The organism is Paenibacillus sp. LK1, assembly GCF_002750415.1.
GTDB lineage: Bacteria > Bacillota > Bacilli > Paenibacillales > Paenibacillaceae > Paenibacillus > Paenibacillus taichungensis.
On record NZ_PEII01000020.1, the window covers coordinates 1 to 17,265 of the forward strand.

The window sequence follows — 17,265 nt, forward strand, 5'->3', positions numbered from 1 at the left end:
TTTTTATTTGTTTATAAGCAAAAATACAGGATTAGCTTTTTGAAGATGGACTGAAATTTGGCGTTGGAAGCTGATATTAATAGAGGTTGAATTGACTTTCAAAAGAGGGTAAATGAATGCTTTAAAAAGTCTTGAAATGAAGGTAACATTTTTGTTACGGAAAACGCATTCGAAACCAGTATAATAGGACTATGTTAAATATGCTAAAAGTACCTGACCACAGAGCTGGAATGTGCAGCTGTGAAAAGGAGGGTGTGTGTGACAAGTTGGCGAAGACTAGTTCTTCATTCGTTTCTCTTGCTCGGCCTGGTAGGCGTGCTTGTAGGATGTGGTGAAGCAGGATCTGCATGGACTTCTTATGAAGGAGCGGTAAACGAGAAGGGTTTCCCGGTTCCTAAAGTGGCGAATAAATCTGACCAGTCTGAAAACAATTCGGATATGGATTATGTTCGATATACGCTATCTGGTATTAGTGAGAGCACTAGTATTCCTGAGGTGTATCTAGACGAGATTAAGAGCTGGGGTTGGACAGAAAAGCAAGCCAAGAGTACATCCAATGACTCAAGTTCCCTACGTGTATTTGCTAAAGAAGGGCATACTGTACATCTAGCTGTACATGATGGCTTCTTCACGGTAATGGTTCCGAAAAATGAAGCTGCCCAGACGACAGTAAAATCACTTGATGATGATGACTGAATGAGTTGTGCTTTGATGTAATGGTTCGACAATTAACGGTGTAATGGTCCGTATGATAGTAAAGCTCCCGATTACTGATCGGGGGCTTTTTATATTTATTTTTGTCTGTCATGAACCATATTAGATGAGCAATGGATCGTTCGGAGTTTTTCTTTTGGCGGTGACTTAACCAGGAGCTGTAGAGAGGCAGGCTTACAGCACTCACACAGGAGACATGAGGCATAGATAGCAAAGATAGTAGGTGCCTGTAGAGGCTGGTTTCAGTCGTCTGTAGAGCAACTAAACATAGAAAAGGGGAGAAGATACCGAAAGGAGCGATTATGAGCCTAATACATACTCAATATCACAAAAGGTATTCAATAAGCTAGGGAGTGACGGAACGGAAATGAATGAACTCTATTGGGGATAACCATTTTAACTATACCCATGCTGTGGATAAGGGAGAAAGGGAGGGGAAATGAATAAAGGTTATCCACAGTGGATAACCTTTAAGGTTTGGAAGCATGACGCAGTAATCAAAGAAGCGTGTCATAGGAGTGGTTGCGTCAGTTTGAATAGAAGGTATGGATTAGCTTTAGCGATTATGTATTACTGGGTTCTACTATATATTGCGTGTAGGCAAGGTTATAGATAACGGTTAGAAGAACAATTATTGCAGGTAGTAGGAGACATCTTGTTCATTTAATTTGATAAGCCCGTCCTTACGTTCGCGTGACAGAACAAGTACAACATATAGACGCGGTACAAGCAGCCACAGATGCCAGAAAATCAACGATAGGGTGAAGGACAAGGGTGACCATATTAAACAGACGGTAATGATGCATAATCCAATCCAGCTCATATTGAGGTGGACCCGGACGAACATACGGTAGCTGAAATGTTGGTCTGGAATATAGCCAAACCAAGGCATTTTGAGATTCCATCGCCAACGACGTGCATAGGAGGTACGGACCAGCAGTAATATGGTTCTGGCGATGACATAATGAATCCATAGTGTGATCGGGCCTGCCAGGATAAAGTAGAAGAGGCCGGTCCAGGAGAATGCTAACAGATTAAACAAAAGCATAATTACAGGTAAAGACAGATAGCTGAAGATTACGCTGCGGGCAATGGCCTTTTTTTTCAGAAGCCGGTATTGATAAAAGGTTGCTTTATTCTCCGGTTCGGCGATCATACGATTACAAATCCTCCTTCTGGGATCATGTTCATTCGTAAAAGGTATTCGTTTTCATAAATAAGGAAATGGATGACGCTGAGTTGCACATTTGAACCTTGTATGTACTCCAGATTGATGTACAAGATATGGAAGTAGAATAATTCTATACAAGTATACCTTTGAAACGACCTGGCTGTCAGGTTCTGAATGGTGATGTATTATATATCGGCTGAAAATCCAAGTTTTTTTAAGATTATAGAATATAAGTTTTTCGTAGCTGTAGAAGGAGGAGATAATTACATAAGAAATACAATGAAATGCGGGAATGTTTCTTGTAATGGCTGTTCAAAATGGTTTTCATATAATAGAAGAAATTACAGGTCTGCGAGGTTTTAGAGACGTTATAAGGTTAAGGAGAAGGGGTAACAAATGCAGGCTGTCTCGCTGAAGTATAGAACGAATGGCATTTTTCTTATGTTTGTTTTCGGTACAGACACCCACAGAGGGGTAAGCGAATATATATATTTTATAGAAAGAAAGCACTATGAAAAGGTTTAAAATAATAGAAACTGTGCAATACTGATAGTAATACGTAAAACAAGGTGGGATGGTTGATGGAAGGACACGCCGAACACACATGCATTATCTGCGAACAGACCAAAAGAGAAGGCATTTTTATTGTATCCGAATTTATATGTGACGCTTGCGAAGCAGAAATGGTTCATACGGATGCACAAGATGCCAAGTACAATTATTTTATTCATCAAATGAAGCAGATTTGGGTGCAAAAGAACGCATAAAGAGCGTTAAATCATATTAATGAACATCACATTGATTTGTATCGATGTGCATAGAGGCCCTAGGGGCCTTTTTCTGTTTCTATTATGTAAATAAGGAGGGGAAAATGGACATGATAAGCACCCATGGGGTGACTGGATATGATGATGCTGCATCGGTGGAAACGGTGGTTTGCATGGGGGGCTGGACAATTCCTGATATAATGAAAGGAGAAGTGCTTTACCTACACGTTTTGAATACAGCAGATCGTAGGATAGAAACATGCTTGGAGAGGTCTGTTGTTATAGAGAGAGAGCATTGGTACGAACAATATCAAAATTTATGAATGTACAGGATGATTATTCAATGGAGCATAAATCAAATACCGCACCTTTATATGAAGCGTTGCTTGCGTATCGTGATTCAGGGCAGCGTTCTTTTCATGTACCTGGGCATAAGAACGGACAAGTCTATCGGGGGTTACTGGAGCAAGCGGACCAGCAGCAGTTAGATGGGGAAGCCGGTGAAATTCACCGTAATGAGGGTGAGGCAAAGGGAAAACAAAGTTTAGGTTGTTCAGTAAAAGATGGGGAAGAGTGCTTCAGACAAGCTGAGGAACAAGGGCATGGCAATGAAATTCACGGGCTGACGGTTCATGCTGAGAATGGAACTGACGGATCTGCAGCAGATATTGTACCGGTGAGTGCGTTTCTGGAGATGATGCGGCTGGATGTAACGGAAATCTCGGGGACGGACGACTTGCATCATCCAGAAGGGGTTATATTGGAGGCACAGCAGCTGGCAGCGGATTGTTTTGGAGCAGAGGAGAGCTTCTTTCTTGTCGGAGGCAGTACGTCTGGTAACTTGTCTTTATTGCTGACCGTATGTAATGAGCCTAATAGTCTTGTACTGGTACAGCGTAATGTGCACAAGTCCGTCATTCACGGGTTGATGCTGGCAGGCGCAAGGGCTGTATTCCTGGAGCCATGGGTTGATCCAACGAGTGGACTTGCGGTGATGCCGTCGCTTGAGACGGTGCAGGCCGCTGTCCAAGCATATCCTGAGGCAAAGGGAGTACTTGTGACTTTGCCCAATTATTATGGCATGGGTGCTGATCTGAAGCCCATTGCTGAGGTGTGCCATGAGGCAGGCATACCGCTGCTCGTGGATGAAGCGCATGGCGCGCATTATGGACAGCATCCGGAGCTGCCAGCCTCCGCACTGTCATGCGGAGCAGACGGTGTGGTGCAGTCGACCCACAAGATGCTGTCTGCTTTCACCATGGGAGCCATGCTGCACGTTCAAGGACCACGGTTAAACCGGTCTTTGCTGCGTCAGCGTTTGGCCATGGTGCAAAGCTCAAGCCCATCGTACCCGGTGATGGCTTCGCTTGATCTGGCGCGCCGCCTGCTGCATACGCAGGGCGCGAATGCCTTCACGGCGGGGCTTGCCGCCGTGGACGCCTTTAAGCGTGGCCTCGCGGAGCTGCCGCGCTTTCGGATGCTGCAGCCGTGGCAGCTGCTGCAGCAAGAGTCGCCAGCCGGGACGAAGCCGGCAGCTGGCGGTAATTCCGAGGCCGCCGGTGCACCGGGGCGGCTTGAAGCTCTGCCCGCGGCGGCGTTGCCTTCAGCCGCGGGGTACACCGCTCAGGACCCGTTCAAGGCCGTCATCTATGACGGCACAGGGGTGCTGAGCGGTTATGGGCTGCAGCAGCAGCTGGAAGTGCGCGGCTGCGTGCCCGAAATGAGCGACGAACGATACGTCGTTCTGCTCTTTAGCCTGGGCTCGACGCTGCGCGATGCCGAGCACCTGTTGCAGGCTTTACAGCAAATTAGCCTTGAACAGGAGCAGAGCCAATCTCTTGGTGAGCAATCACAGCGTTTTACAAAAGAGGCTGCAAATTATATTTCCACGTGGAACAATTTTCAAGAAGGCACTCCTTTTTCGGAGCCTATCCCGTTTACGTTGCAGCCGATTATGGAGGAGGATACGACAGAGGTATCCATTGATAATTGTGTAGGTCTTCGCTCTGCGGAGATGGTCACTCCGTATCCTCCCGGTATACCCCTTGTGTACGCTGGTGAACGAATAAGTGCAGCCATGATAACACGTATTAAGCTGCTGAGAGATGAAGGAGCAAGATTTCATGGTGTATCGGATACTTCGCTGCAATCATTGAAAATCATCAGGGAATTATTGAGTTTAGAAGACACGCTTTGAATTCATGCAAAATGCTCAAACAAGTTAGGACATCATTGTTGTCTGGACATAAGAAAGAAGGGAACAAACTTTGGATATTCCGCTAAAAAAATATACGGGAATAGTCCTGCAAGTCATACTGATGTACAGTTTTTATTGGATAGGAAACCTGGTTCAGGCTGTACTGCATCTGCCGTTAACAGGAAGTATTGTCGGGATGCTGCTTCTATTCATCGTCATTCAACTGGGATGGATCAGAATAAGCTGGGGCGAAGAAGGATCATCCTGGCTTCAATCGAACTTGCAATTATTATTTATCCCTCCCACGGTGGGCATAATCAATCATTTTGATTTTTTTAGAGCCAATACCGTGCTGCTTGTTCTGGGGTTGGTCGTTAGTACATTGGTTACCTGTCTGTTGTCTGCGAAAATTAGTGAATGGCTCATGGCGTGGAGATCGACGCATCAAGGCAAGAAGGAGGCGATCTCATGCTCGCATTCATCCTCGGAATCGGAATGATTGCCTTGACCGTGGCTATATATATTCCGGCGACTCATCTATATAGAAGGTTGAAGTGGCCGATCCTTATGCCCGTCTTGACGGCAACGACTGTAATCGTACTGATTCTGGTCCTTTCCGGTATTAATCTCGATACGTACATGCTTGGTGGCAAATGGATACAGGAGTTATTGGGGCCGGCTGTAGTTTCTCTGGCATTTCCTTTGGCGAAACACCTTGATGTACTGAAACGGAATATTATCCCGATATTAGGGGGGACCTTGGGTGGAAGCATCGTTGGTATGTCCACAGGGGCCGCCATATCGCTGCTGCTCGGTTATCCGCAAGATATCGTTATCGCTTTATTGCCCAAATCCATTACGACACCTGTTGCCATTCAACTGGCTGATCAGGTGGGAGGAAATTCATCCTTCACTTCGTTATTTGTGATGATAGCCGGATTTTCGGGGATATTATTGGGACCCTTGATATTGAAATGGGCCAGAGTAAGTAGCAAAAATGCGTATGGGATCGGACTCGGCTCGGCTTCCCACGCACTGGGCATGGCAAGATCCTTTGAGTATGGAGAAAATGCGGTAGCACTGAGTTCCGTATCCATGATTGTCAGTGCTATTGCCGGCTCTGTCATGCTCCCTCTATGGGTATGGTTGATTTACGGCTGATCAGGCTATGTGCCTTAACGGAAATATTGGAGAATAGCTGACCGTTAACGCGGGATCATGTATAGTAGTTATAATAAGAAAGCTTGTACCAAACTCGAAATACTTTCAAACCAATCTATGGAGTAATTCATGAACATACACCTCTGGGCGGGTTCATTCATAGTCTGGAGTATGGAGGATCGAGATTGTAGTTATCGCAGCACAATTAGGAGCAATTATCGATATAGAAAGCAGGGAAGCATATGCAGGGCAGAGGTAAATTCATTACGTTGGAAGGGGGAGAAGGGTCCGGCAAAACAACGATGATCAGTAAGCTAGGTTCTTACTTTGAAGAACAGGGTATACCATATGTAGTTACTCGGGAACCTGGCGGGATTGAAATTGCGGAGAAAATACGTGCCATCATTCTCAATCCTCTTCATACGGCAATGGATGCAAGAACCGAAGCGCTGCTCTATGCAGCTGCACGCAGCCAGCATCTGGCAGAGAAGGTGGAGCCTGCATTGAAGGCAGGGAAGACCGTTATCTGTGACCGATTTGTCGACAGCAGTCTGGCCTATCAAGGATACGCTCGTGGTCTTGGTGTAGAGAATGTTTGGGCCATCAATCGGTTTGCAATAGGTGAACTAATGCCAGATGTCACGCTCTATCTGGATATCGAGCCTGAAGCAGGGCTCGCCCGCATTGATGCCCACGATGGACGTGAAGTTAACCGCCTGGATCTCGAAAGTCTGGAGTTCCACCGCAAAGTGCGTGAAGGCTATTTTCTGCTGAAGGAACAGTTTCCTGACAGGATCAAAGTCATCGATGCTTCTCAAAAGCAAGAAGAGGTCTTGGCAGCAATGATTTTGTCGCTTGAGACAGGGATTTTGAAGGATTTTGACGAGTAATTGTCTAATATATAGACAGGGCATTTCACAAGGTGCTTATTATCTGAAGGAGGTTATGCAGGATGAAACTGATTGTTGCGATTATACAGGATAAAGACAGCAACCGATTATCCAGCGCATTGGTCAAAGCAAATTTTCGGGCTACGAAATTGGCCAGTACCGGTGGATTTTTGAAGGCAGGCAACACGACGTTTATGATCGGTGTCGATGATGGTCAGGTCGAGTCCGTAATGAACGTCATTCGCAGCAGCTGTAAGGTTCGTGAACAGCTCGTGACTCCAGTCACTCCGATGAGCGGAACAACCGACTCTTACCTGCCGCTACCTGTCGAAGTTCAAGTAGGTGGAGCTACCGTGTTTGTTCTTCCGGTAGATCGATTCGAACACTTTTAATGATGCATTTCGCATAAATCCTATTGAGCGTCCTTCTTGTTATCAAGAATCGCGTTCTCTGTCCGGAAAAAACTTTTCGATCAGGGAAGATTTTATTTCGGACAGAGGTTGACTAACCAACGAATAGATCCATGTGGTGATATTTAACTACTATTATATATAGAGTATGATGTAGCACATATATAAGGTCTCCTCCATGCACAGGCGCAGCGCGCACTGTGCTGATGGTCGATTGGCCTACTAAGGTAGAAAGCAGGCGTTTTCATGAAAATCAATCCTGGATTCCGACCGATGCAGAGTGGACTCAGTTCTTCCGATTCCGGCTCCAAACCGGTTCAATCCAAAAATTTCTCTGATATGATGAATCACCAGGGTGAACGGGCATCACAGGCTGAACTTACCCGCCGATTAAGTGAAATCCAGATGCAGGGTGATCGTTTGTCACGTTCCATGACCATTCGAGAATTAAAAGCATACAAGCAGCTTGTAAAAAGATTTCTGGAGGAAACGGTCCGTCGTGGTGTGTCTATGAAAGAGACTCGAGGATGGGATCGTCGGGGAAGAGGGAAACGTTACAAGTTAATTGATGAGATTGACTCTGCCTTATTATCCATGGCTGATGAGCTTTTGGAAACAGAAGAGGGCAAGATTACGTTATTACAGCAAGTAGGAGAAATTCGGGGAATGCTTATTAATTTAAGCTTCTGAGGAGGAAGTATGTCCTTTCAACAAATTATGGGTCAGCAGGCAGCCAAGCAGATGTTACAGAGCAGTTTGAGACGTCATGCCATAAGTCATGCCTATTTGTTTAGCGGACCATCCGGCAGTGGACAGTTGCAGACGGCGATCACATTTGCCAAAGCAATATTCTGTACAGAGCTTGAAGATGATGCCTGCGGACAGTGTCTTGAATGTCGTAAGGTGGAACATGGAAATCATCCGGATCTAACCATGCTTGCACCGGATGGAAATAACATTAAAATTGATCAAATTCGGGATCTGCAGCGTATCTTTTCGTACCGTTCAGAGGCGGGGCATCCCAAAGTATATATTATTGAACAGGCTGAGAAAATGACTGTCCAAGCGGCCAACAGCTTGCTGAAGTTTCTGGAAGAACCTCAGGTGCCCGCGGTAGGCATTTTGATTACGGATAATGGACAGGCTATGCTGCCCACCATTCGTTCACGCTCTCAATTGGTTCCTTTCAGTGCATTAAATCCGGAAGAGATGCTGCAATCGCTGATTGCGGAAGGGCACCCTGCCAATCTGGCTCGCTCTGCCGTCCATTTAGCGTCAGGATTGGAAGCATGTAGAGAAATTCTCCAGCAGAATTGGTTTGCAGAAATTAGAAACGTAATGTTACAATTAGGGAAGGAGTCCCTGGGTAGAGGAAGTACATCATTGATCTCTGCACAGCAGAAGCTTTTTAAAACCGGACTCTCAGAACACCTGGATACGATGCTTAGCCTGTTCCATTTATGGTTCAGGGATATGCTGTATGTCCAGTATGGTAGGCATGAACATATCGTTTTTATAGATCAGTTGGACATGCTGTCTCAGTTGGCCCATACCCGCAGCACCGAGCAGTGGGTTTCCTACATGGATATGGCCGCAGCATGCAGAAAAAAATTGCGTTTCAATGTCAATGGCCAGCTTTGTCTGGAGCAATTTTTGATCGGTTTGGCATAAGACTGGGAGAGGAAGATTTTGTTCCAATCATATGCAAACGGTTATAACTTCGGCGGGTTCCCTAAGAAGACAGGGCTTCAGACGAAGTGGGATTGGCTTACGAGGGGGTTAATTTTTTGTACAGTGTAGTGGGTGTCCGTTTCAAAAAAGCGGGCAAAATTTATTACTTCGATCCCCTGGACCTTCCCATTGAAAAAGAAAACTGCGTTATCGTGGAGACAGCGCGGGGGGTAGAGTACGGTAAGGTTGTCGTTGGCAAGAAAGAAGTAGGCGAGTCTGATGTGGTGTTGCCGCTCAAAAAGGTCATCCGGGTGGCGGGCGAGACAGATGCCCGTGTCGTAGATGAGAACAAGCGCGCAGCAAAAGAAGCATTCGGTACTTGTTTAAATAAAATCAAAGACCACGGCCTCAAAATGAAGTTGGTCGATGTGGAATTTACGTTTGATCGCAATAAAATTATTTTTTATTTTACAGCTGAAGGAAGAGTAGATTTCCGGGAGCTGGTCAAGGATCTGGCAAGCATTTTCCGGACACGGATCGAACTGAGACAGATTGGTGTACGTGATGAAGCAAAGATGCTTGGAGGAATCGGACCTTGCGGCCGAGTATTATGTTGTTCTTCCTGGCTGGGAGACTTTGAGCCGGTATCAATCAAGATGGCTAAAGATCAGAGCCTGTCACTGAATCCGACGAAAATTTCCGGGTTGTGCGGAAGACTCATGTGTTGTCTGAAATTTGAGCATGATAACTATGAAAGTGTGAGAGAAGAATTGCCGGCTGTAGGCAAGTTGGTCGTCACCTCATTGGGTGAAGGAAAAGTTGTCGGCATTAATGCCGGTAATCGCACAGTCCATGTTCAACTGTTCGACATCAGTAAAGTCAAAGAACTTCCGCTGGATGACGTCGTTATCAAGTAAACCATAAAGGTTGCTTCGGGGTGGAAACTTGGAAAAGAAAAATCTGTTTACGCACATTCATGAAATGGAAACCCAATTGGGTCAGTTGCACAGTGATTTAGGAGAGTTAAAAATGATTGTTAAAGAGCTGCTTGAAGATAATCAGCGGCTTACCATCGAGAATGAGCAGTTACGCAAACTGCTGAAGCGTGAGGCCCCGGCAGATTTGCCCATCGCATCTGCACTCGCTCCGGTAGCAAGGCCTGCGGGTCCTGCTACTGGTGAAGATGTTGTAGGTGAAGGATATGATAATCTTGCTCGGTTGTATCACGAAGGATTCCATATCTGCAATGTCTATTATGGACATTTGCGGACGGAAGGCGATTGTCTGTTCTGCCTGTCTTTTTTGAATAAATGAAGTGGCCGTAGGGATCCCCTACGGTTTTTTTTCAAGGTTAAGAACCTTGTCTGAGATATAGAGTACCGGAGGATGAGTGTATCATATGACAGAAATATCAGTAAAACTGCAAGATTCGGAGCGAATCGACGATTTGCTCTCTCATGATTTGAAGATTATTCAAAGTGATGAAGTGTTTAGTTTTTCAATGGATGCCGTATTGTTGGCCCGATTTGCTTCAGTACCGAAACGTGGTCGTGTGCTTGATTTGTGTACAGGCAATGGGGTTGTTCCCATTCTGTTGACCACACGGACTCAGGCGAGTCTGGAAGGCATTGAAATTCAGCCGCGATTGGCAGATATGGCACGCCGTAGCATTCAACTGAATGCATTGGAAGAATCCATTACGATCCATGAAGGTGATTTACGTGAACTCGTGAAAGAAACGGGCCATGCTGTATACGATGCTATAACGGTTAACCCTCCGTATATGCCCTTGAATGGAAGTGACCTCAAGATGAACACTCATCAGGCCATGGCACGTCATGAAATCGGATGTACGCTGGAGGAAGTCATTCAGGCCTGCAATCGACTGGTGCGCAATGGCGGTAAAGTATCCATGGTTCATCGTCCGCAGCGTTTAGGTGAGATCATCTCTCTGATGCGTGAGTATAAACTTGAACCGAAGCGGATTCGGATGGTACATCCCCGTGCTCATTTGGAAGCTAATATGGTGTTGATTGAAGCACTCAAGGATGGGAAACCGGAGGTACGCATGCTTCCACCACTGATTGTCTACAATGAAGAGGGGAAATACTGCGAAGAAATTATGGACATATATTACGGTGCACAGCATGCACAACGTACAACGGAAGGAGGGTTATAGATGACATTGCATATTCAGAAGAGCTACGCAGAGCGGTCAGATGATGCCGGTAAACTATATTTAGTAGGAACACCAATCGGTAATCTGGACGATATGACATTTCGAGCAATTAAAACATTGCAGAGCTGTGACATCATTGCAGCGGAAGACACACGTCAGACCCGAAAGCTGCTTACCCATTTTGAGATTACACCATCGATGTTGTTCAGTTACCATGAGCATAATAAGGGAGCCAGTGGGCCTGAACTAATACGCTATATAATAGAAGGAAAAAATTTGGCACTCGTCAGTGATGCCGGTCTGCCGGCCATTTCGGACCCTGGTTCCGATCTTGTAAAACTTGCGCTTGAAGCTGGAATTACGGTCATTCCCATCCCTGGAGCCAATGCCGCGTTATCAGCTCTGATCGTATCCGGTTTACCGACGGAGCGTTTCACATTCGGCGGTTTTTTGCCGCGGGAGAAAAAAGACATGCGAAAAGTGATGGAAGCTTTTAATGAGTCCAACGGTACGTTGTTATTTTATGAGTCCCCTCACCGTATTCGCAAAACGTTGGCCTATCTCGAAGAGATTTTGGGTGATCGCTCGATCGTACTGGCACGTGAGCTGACGAAACGTCATGAGGAGTTCGCAAGAGGCAGTATCCAAGAATGCATAGAATGGCTTGAGGAACATCCGCCCCTTGGAGAATATTGTTTGCTTGTAGAAGGTATCAGGGAAGAGGAGCGTAAGGCGGAGCGGGAAGCCTGGTGGCAGCTGCTGTCTTTGGATGATCATGTGAGCCATTATGAGAATGAAGGACTTAGTCGAAAAGATGCGATGAAGAAAACGGCAACAGATCGGGGTTTGACGAAACGAGATGTATATAACGCGTTAATCTAATAACGAATCAATAAATAGAGAACATACACTTAAAGGAACCTTAGGTCCAACCTTAATGGAATATGAAAACGAGTAGAGCGGAGAAAAAAATATATTACGAACGTCACCGCTCTTCTTTTTGGAGTTGTATAGACTCGTAGCTCTATTTTTGGGGTAATGAAAACCAATAATAAAGCAAAAAAATACCTTCCAGCGGTGGGGTTCACACCGGGAAGGCGATCAAGGAATATAAAAAGGTTAGAAATAACAATTTAATAAGACTATTATAGCGGATATTTCTTATTTTGTCACAGGTGCAGGGATTTCGGAAATACATTCGTTACAAACAATTTTACCTTTGAAATAAGTAACGTTCTCTGCATTGCCACAGAAGATACAAGCTGGTTCGTATTTTTTCAACATGATGCGCTCGCCGTCAACATAGATCTCAAGAGCATCTTTTTCACCAATACCGAGCGTACGGCGCAATTCGATTGGAATAACTACCCGTCCCAGTTCATCCACTTTTCTTACAATACCTGTTGATTTCATCATTATAATCAGTGCTCCTCTCAGCTAACGATCATTGTCATTATTCGACATTATTTTATGTTTTATGATACTCATCATACCAACGATTCCCAAAACAGTCAACCTTAAAATTAGCTTAAAATAAAGGCTGTTTTTGATAAGATTACGAGTGGTAAGGGATTGGAAGCCATTTTTCGTATTTAAACATCAATGTCAGCTTTGTCGATTTGGAAAACGACAAAACTACCTTATTCGACAAGATTCGTCAAAGCGTGTCGAATCCTTGGTGGTATTATACTGAAAAGCGACAAATACAAACGATATTTAAAGGAGTGAATAGACATGGAACAGCGTTTAACGGAAGAAAAGGTGTTTAAAGATCCGGTACATAATTATATCCATGTGCAAGATCCGATTATATGGCAGTTGATTAACACGCCCGAGTTTCAACGTTTACGCCGAATCCGTCAGTTGGGAACATCGTTTCTTACTTTCCATGGTGCAGAGCACAGCCGCTTCTCACATTCCTTGGGCGTTTACGAAATTACGCGTAAGATTATTTCCCAATTCGAAAGAAGTCACTATTCAGATTGGCCAAAGGAGGAAAAGACGGTAGCCCTTTGCGCAGCATTGCTCCATGATCTTGGACATGGGCCATTCTCTCACTCTATAGAAGAAGCTTTCAATATGAATCATGAGGATTGGACTTGTCGGATCATTACAGGTGATACCGAAGTAGGGGCGATCTTAAGACGGTATGCTCCTGATTTTCCCGAGAAGGTGGCTTCTGTTATTCAAAAAACGTATGAGCAACCTATTGTTGTTAATTTGGTTACCAGCCCGCTCGATGCGGACCGCATGGATTACTTGCTTCGGGATGCCTACTTTACAGGTGTAAATTATGGGACGATTGACCTTGACCGTATCCTGCGTATGCTTCGTCCATATCATGGACGAATTGTGGTCAAGGAGTCTGGCATGCACGCCGTGGAGGATTACTTGATGTCCAGGTACCAGATGTACTGGCAAATTTACTTTCATCCGGTTACCCGGAGTTCGGAAATTATATTGCGGCAAATATTTAAGCGGGCAAAAAGTCTCATACAGCAAGGTTTTCAATTCCGCTTCATGATTGATCCACTGCCCCAGTTATTCAATGGAGATTTATCAGTGGAAGAATATTTGCAACTGGACGAAGCTTTGATTCAGACGGCATTTATGCAGTGGCGCAAAGAGGACGATACTGTTCTAAGTGAGTTATGCGAACGATTTATAGATCGCAAATTATATAAGTATGTAGAGATTGAACAGATCGACGTAAACATGATTGAAGAGATTCGGGAAGCCTTCATTGTAGCCGGTCTCAATCCCGAGTATGATCTAGAAATTGATTTTCCAACGGATAATCCGTATGATGTGTTTCGTCCGGATGAATCCACGGACAAGCAGATTTTGCTGCTTGATCGGCAAGACAAGTTACATGAGTTGTCAGAGGTGTCCGACATTGTCCGTTCAATCAGTGGTCTTCATCGCGGAAAACATCATTTGTATTATCCGCAGAATAAGGTGGATGCGATTGTTCATGAATTACCGTCCCATATTCGCCCCTATTTCTCACATTAAATGATGTGCAATGCTGTTCAAGAATCATGATGCAAAAAAGCTTTCGAAAAGAGCTATTTTTCATGATACAGTAATCTGCTTTAATGGAGAGTACATGTAGATCGACATAATTTTGTAATCTGAGCAATTAGAATACAACCCGAGTTGCTAAAAATAAGCACATATAGATATGAAGGAACTTGTTCGTTCTACATGTTGTGTTCAATAAACTAATGGAATGAAATATAAAAAAACATGATCCAATTTAGTAATATTTATGTTCTGGTTAAGATGTACAGGATACATTAAAAAGAGATAGTCGTTTATTCGACATGAAGGGAGAAATACAGCATGATGTTGTTCGACACACACACACACCTGGATGCACCACAATTCGACGAGGACCGCGAGGAAATGATTCAGCGTGCCGTGGATGCAGGAGTTGGTCGCATGATTAACGTGGGCTTTAATCGGGAGACCATTCCGTCCACGATGAAGCTGGCTGAAACCTATGATTTTATCTATGCTGCGGTAGGTTGGCACCCAGTGGATGCAATCACGATGCAGGAGGGTGATCTGGAATGGATTGCATCTTTATGCAAGCATGAAAAAGTGGTAGCCATTGGTGAAATTGGTCTAGACTATTACTGGGACACTTCACCGAAAGAGGTTCAACATCGCGTATTACGACAACAGATTGGTCTTGCCCGTGAGTTAAATATGCCAATTGTCATTCACAACCGGGATGCGCATGAGGATATTGTAAAGATTCTGCGTGAAGAGAAGGCCGGGGAAGTAGGCGGTGTTATGCATTCCTTCTCTGGCAGCTGGGAAACAGCGAAGATGTGCCTGGATTTGGGCTTTCATCTTTCCTTCGGAGGGCCAATCACGTTCAAAAATGCGAAGCAGCCCAAAGAGGTTCTTGAGAAGGTTCCTATGGACCGATTTTTCATCGAAACGGACGCCCCTTATTTGACACCGCACCCTTATCGTGGAAAACGAAATGAGACAGCGCATGTACGTCTGGTTGCAGAAGCAGCTGCGGAAATTAAAGGCATTTCGGTAGAGGAAATTGCAGCAATAACGACCAAAAATGCCATGGAACGATTTGGGATTCGTTAAAATATCGAGCAAAACAGGTGAAAAAGTGAGTTAGGCGGAGTTAATTTGCTTTTTGATCCAAATAAATCAAGAATATTACAATATTTTAACCAAATATTTAGAAAAACGTACTTGAACAACGCTTTACAACATGCATAGAAACAGGATATCATCTTTTCAGTGAATTGTTGTGCGGAAAATTGGACAGATGTTCGGGGGATGAACAAAGGGACACTTTCCGATGAAACAACATTACTTTCATGAATCAGTCTCGCTGAGTCTCCGTTAACGGAGAGCGGGGGAACCAATAGGGCTTAAACATCGGTGTTTGCAGCCGATGCGCAACATGCGCTGACCCAAAAGCAGCGTATGAATCTGCGAAGCCGTATTTGATTTCTTCTTTGGGTCTCGGGGTGAATTCAAGGGCGTCCGCCATGAGCGGATGACCGGAGATAGGGCGGCTCTCTTTCGCCCGAACCCGACAGCTAACCTCGCAAGCGGAAAAAGAGAGGCAACCTCGTGCATGAATTTCCGATATTCAGAATCATTCGGAAGCCACGAAAGAGTTCCTCTTAAACTCTTTCTTTGGCTTTTTTGTTTTTGAATAAAAGAAATACTGTCATCATACGGTAAGTATTCAGGAGGATGACATCATGTTGCGAAGATTGATTCATGGTGCAGAACCGGATTATGTTGGTCCGATCTGTGTTCTGTAGAAAATTTGGTATAGTCGCGTCAAAGACATCATGCATTACTTTAGACGGCGAGGCTATGAAGGAGGACGGAGAAGTGGGCACATTCCAACCAGAAGAGACCCATGAGTCACGATCATCCAGTAAGTCTTTCGCGTTGCGGTGGAAGCATGAGAACATGCGTCAAATGGCATTGATCGCGATTTTCTCAATTGCGCTTACAATCATGATCTTGTTAGTCGTTTACGGTCAGGCCGGGAAACAAATTTCACTGGTTATTGATGGCAAGGCTCAAGCGGTAGAGACTCGTACAGGAATGCTTCAGGAAATGCTGGAGGAGCAGTCAATCACAGTCAGCCCTCACGATCAGGTATCCATGCCCTTGAATGGGGCGATTACAGATGGAGACCGCATCGTTATTGAGCGGGCCGTTCCAGTTAAGATTACGGCAGACGGAGACACCAAGACTCTGTATACAACCGATTCATCGGTAAAAGATGCGATTAAAAAATCAGGTATTCAGATTGCAAGTGAAGACAAAGTGTATCCGGCGCTTGGAACCACTATCGAAGCGGATATGAAAATTCGTGTAGTGCGGGTAACAAAGCGTACGGTGGAAGTGGAACAGCCGATTGCTTATAAAGTGATCAAAACGGCTGACCCTAGCTTGTACAAAGGCGACAATCGTGTCATTGTGAGCGGTAAAGAAGGCACGCTTGTACAGCATATTGAAAAGGTGTTCCAGGATGGAGAATTGGTCTCCAAAAAAATGGTGGGTAAATCGGTCGCAACGAATCGCGTTGATAAAGTGATCGCCGTTGGTACCAAAGCCAAACCTGTTGTGAAAGAGCCAGTGATTCAGACGGTATCAGCGCAGACTTCCACGACAAAAAAAGCAACAACCACGAACTCGAAGAAAACCGCTGCCTCGGGCAGCAAAGTAATTACCGTCTCAGGAAATTCTTTTAAATATTCTAAAGTGTTAAAAAACGTATCCATGACGGCATACTCTTCTGAAGAGCCCGGTATCGGCACAAAAACAGCATCAGGTACTCGGGTAACCGAGGGACGTACCATTGCAGTTGATCCCAAAGTCATTCCAATTGGCTGGTGGGTGTATATCGAGGGCCTTGGCTTCCGTCGTGCGGAAGACACAGGTGGTGCCATTAAAGGCAACAAAATTGATGTGTATTATGATAGTGTGAAGCATGCCCTGAACTTCGGACGGAAGAAAGGCAAGACGGTATATGTGATTGGTCCGGTGAAGCCGGAAGCGAACTAAAATCGTTTTACTTTGAAATGGGAATGCTATAAAATA

Annotated in this window: 19 protein-coding genes and 1 riboswitch; of the genes, 17 read left to right on the forward strand and 2 right to left on the reverse strand. The window is 44.9% G+C overall.

The window, feature by feature from the left end:
* Nucleotides 1–258 precede the first annotated feature (258 nt).
* A complete protein-coding gene (locus CS562_RS29945) occupies nucleotides 259–696 on the forward strand; it encodes a hypothetical protein (protein WP_099859188.1) in 438 nt (145 codons plus the stop codon).
* 649 nt (nucleotides 697–1,345) lie between these two features.
* Here CS562_RS29945 and CS562_RS29950 read toward each other — a convergent pair.
* Nucleotides 1,346–1,870 carry a hypothetical protein gene (locus CS562_RS29950; protein ID WP_063568461.1) on the reverse strand — a complete coding sequence of 175 codons (525 nt, stop codon included), beginning with the start codon at nucleotides 1,868–1,870 and terminating at the stop codon, nucleotides 1,346–1,348.
* A 596-nt stretch (nucleotides 1,871–2,466) separates the two neighbouring features.
* Here CS562_RS29950 and CS562_RS29955 point away from each other — a divergent pair.
* From CS562_RS29955 to rsmI, 13 genes are all read left to right on the forward strand, one after another.
* A complete protein-coding gene (locus tag CS562_RS29955; RefSeq protein WP_024633689.1) occupies nucleotides 2,467–2,652 on the forward strand; it encodes a sigma factor G inhibitor Gin in 186 nt (61 codons plus the stop codon).
* Nucleotides 2,653–2,756: 104 nt separating this feature from the next.
* The gene (locus CS562_RS29960; RefSeq protein WP_099859189.1) at nucleotides 2,757–2,975 is read left to right on the forward strand and encodes a hypothetical protein; all 219 of its coding nucleotides are present in this window, start codon (nucleotides 2,757–2,759) and stop codon (nucleotides 2,973–2,975) included.
* A 20-nt stretch (nucleotides 2,976–2,995) separates the two neighbouring features.
* Nucleotides 2,996–4,849 carry an aminotransferase class I/II-fold pyridoxal phosphate-dependent enzyme gene (locus CS562_RS29965; RefSeq protein ID WP_099859190.1) on the forward strand — a complete coding sequence of 618 codons (1,854 nt, stop codon included), beginning with the start codon at nucleotides 2,996–2,998 and terminating at the stop codon, nucleotides 4,847–4,849.
* Between the two features lie 70 nt (nucleotides 4,850–4,919).
* On the forward strand, nucleotides 4,920–5,348 hold the full coding sequence (locus CS562_RS29970; RefSeq protein ID WP_099859191.1) for a CidA/LrgA family protein: 429 nt from the start codon (nucleotides 4,920–4,922) through the stop codon (nucleotides 5,346–5,348).
* Nucleotides 5,318–6,010: an LrgB family protein gene (locus CS562_RS29975; protein WP_076292107.1), complete on the forward strand. Its 693-nt coding sequence runs from the start codon at nucleotides 5,318–5,320 to the stop codon at nucleotides 6,008–6,010. Before CS562_RS29970 ends, CS562_RS29975 begins: the two co-directional genes overlap by 31 nt.
* Nucleotides 6,011–6,252: 242 nt before the next feature.
* Nucleotides 6,253–6,900 (forward strand): dTMP kinase, encoded by a 648-nt coding sequence (gene tmk, locus CS562_RS29980; RefSeq protein WP_091001839.1) that lies wholly within the window; start codon nucleotides 6,253–6,255, stop codon nucleotides 6,898–6,900.
* A 62-nt stretch (nucleotides 6,901–6,962) separates the two neighbouring features.
* Nucleotides 6,963–7,292 carry a cyclic-di-AMP receptor gene (locus tag CS562_RS29985; RefSeq protein WP_017691391.1) on the forward strand — a complete coding sequence of 110 codons (330 nt, stop codon included), beginning with the start codon at nucleotides 6,963–6,965 and terminating at the stop codon, nucleotides 7,290–7,292.
* Nucleotides 7,293–7,556: 264 nt separating this feature from the next.
* Nucleotides 7,557–8,000: a YaaR family protein gene (locus CS562_RS29990; protein ID WP_024633694.1), complete on the forward strand. Its 444-nt coding sequence runs from the start codon at nucleotides 7,557–7,559 to the stop codon at nucleotides 7,998–8,000.
* Nucleotides 8,001–8,009: 9 nt separating this feature from the next.
* The gene (gene holB / locus CS562_RS29995; RefSeq protein ID WP_063567539.1) at nucleotides 8,010–8,981 is read left to right on the forward strand and encodes a DNA polymerase III subunit delta'; all 972 of its coding nucleotides are present in this window, start codon (nucleotides 8,010–8,012) and stop codon (nucleotides 8,979–8,981) included.
* 116 nt (nucleotides 8,982–9,097) lie between these two features.
* A complete protein-coding gene (locus CS562_RS30000) occupies nucleotides 9,098–9,898 on the forward strand; it encodes a PSP1 domain-containing protein (protein WP_024633696.1) in 801 nt (266 codons plus the stop codon).
* 28 nt (nucleotides 9,899–9,926) lie between these two features.
* Entirely contained in the window at nucleotides 9,927–10,295 is a 369-nt protein-coding gene (gene yabA, locus CS562_RS30005; RefSeq protein WP_024633697.1) for a DNA replication initiation control protein YabA, read from the forward strand.
* 85 nt (nucleotides 10,296–10,380) lie between these two features.
* Nucleotides 10,381–11,160, forward strand: a complete 780-nt coding sequence (locus CS562_RS30010) for a tRNA1(Val) (adenine(37)-N6)-methyltransferase (protein WP_076292110.1) — start codon at nucleotides 10,381–10,383, stop codon at nucleotides 11,158–11,160.
* Complete coding sequence (rsmI, locus tag CS562_RS30015; RefSeq protein ID WP_099859192.1) at nucleotides 11,161–12,042, forward strand: 16S rRNA (cytidine(1402)-2'-O)-methyltransferase; 882 nt, start codon at nucleotides 11,161–11,163, stop codon at nucleotides 12,040–12,042.
* Nucleotides 12,043–12,321: 279 nt separating this feature from the next.
* Here rsmI and CS562_RS30020 read toward each other — a convergent pair whose 3' ends face one another.
* Complete coding sequence (locus CS562_RS30020) at nucleotides 12,322–12,576, reverse strand: AbrB/MazE/SpoVT family DNA-binding domain-containing protein (protein WP_024633700.1); 255 nt, start codon at nucleotides 12,574–12,576, stop codon at nucleotides 12,322–12,324.
* Between the two features lie 318 nt (nucleotides 12,577–12,894).
* On the opposite strand from CS562_RS30020, the gene CS562_RS30025 reads away from it, so the two are divergent.
* The 3 genes from CS562_RS30025 (at nucleotide 12,895) to CS562_RS30035 (ending at nucleotide 17,229) form a co-directional block, all read left to right on the forward strand.
* Complete coding sequence (locus tag CS562_RS30025) at nucleotides 12,895–14,175, forward strand: HD domain-containing protein (RefSeq protein ID WP_099859193.1); 1,281 nt, start codon at nucleotides 12,895–12,897, stop codon at nucleotides 14,173–14,175.
* Between the two features lie 330 nt (nucleotides 14,176–14,505).
* Nucleotides 14,506–15,276 (forward strand): TatD family hydrolase, encoded by a 771-nt coding sequence (locus CS562_RS30030; RefSeq protein WP_175382525.1) that lies wholly within the window; start codon nucleotides 14,506–14,508, stop codon nucleotides 15,274–15,276.
* Nucleotides 15,277–15,517: 241 nt separating this feature from the next.
* A riboswitch (cyclic di-AMP (ydaO/yuaA leader) is annotated at nucleotides 15,518–15,771 on the forward strand.
* Nucleotides 15,772–16,044: 273 nt separating this feature from the next.
* Complete coding sequence (locus CS562_RS30035; RefSeq protein ID WP_099859194.1) at nucleotides 16,045–17,229, forward strand: resuscitation-promoting factor; 1,185 nt, start codon at nucleotides 16,045–16,047, stop codon at nucleotides 17,227–17,229.
* Nucleotides 17,230–17,265 lie beyond the last annotated feature (36 nt).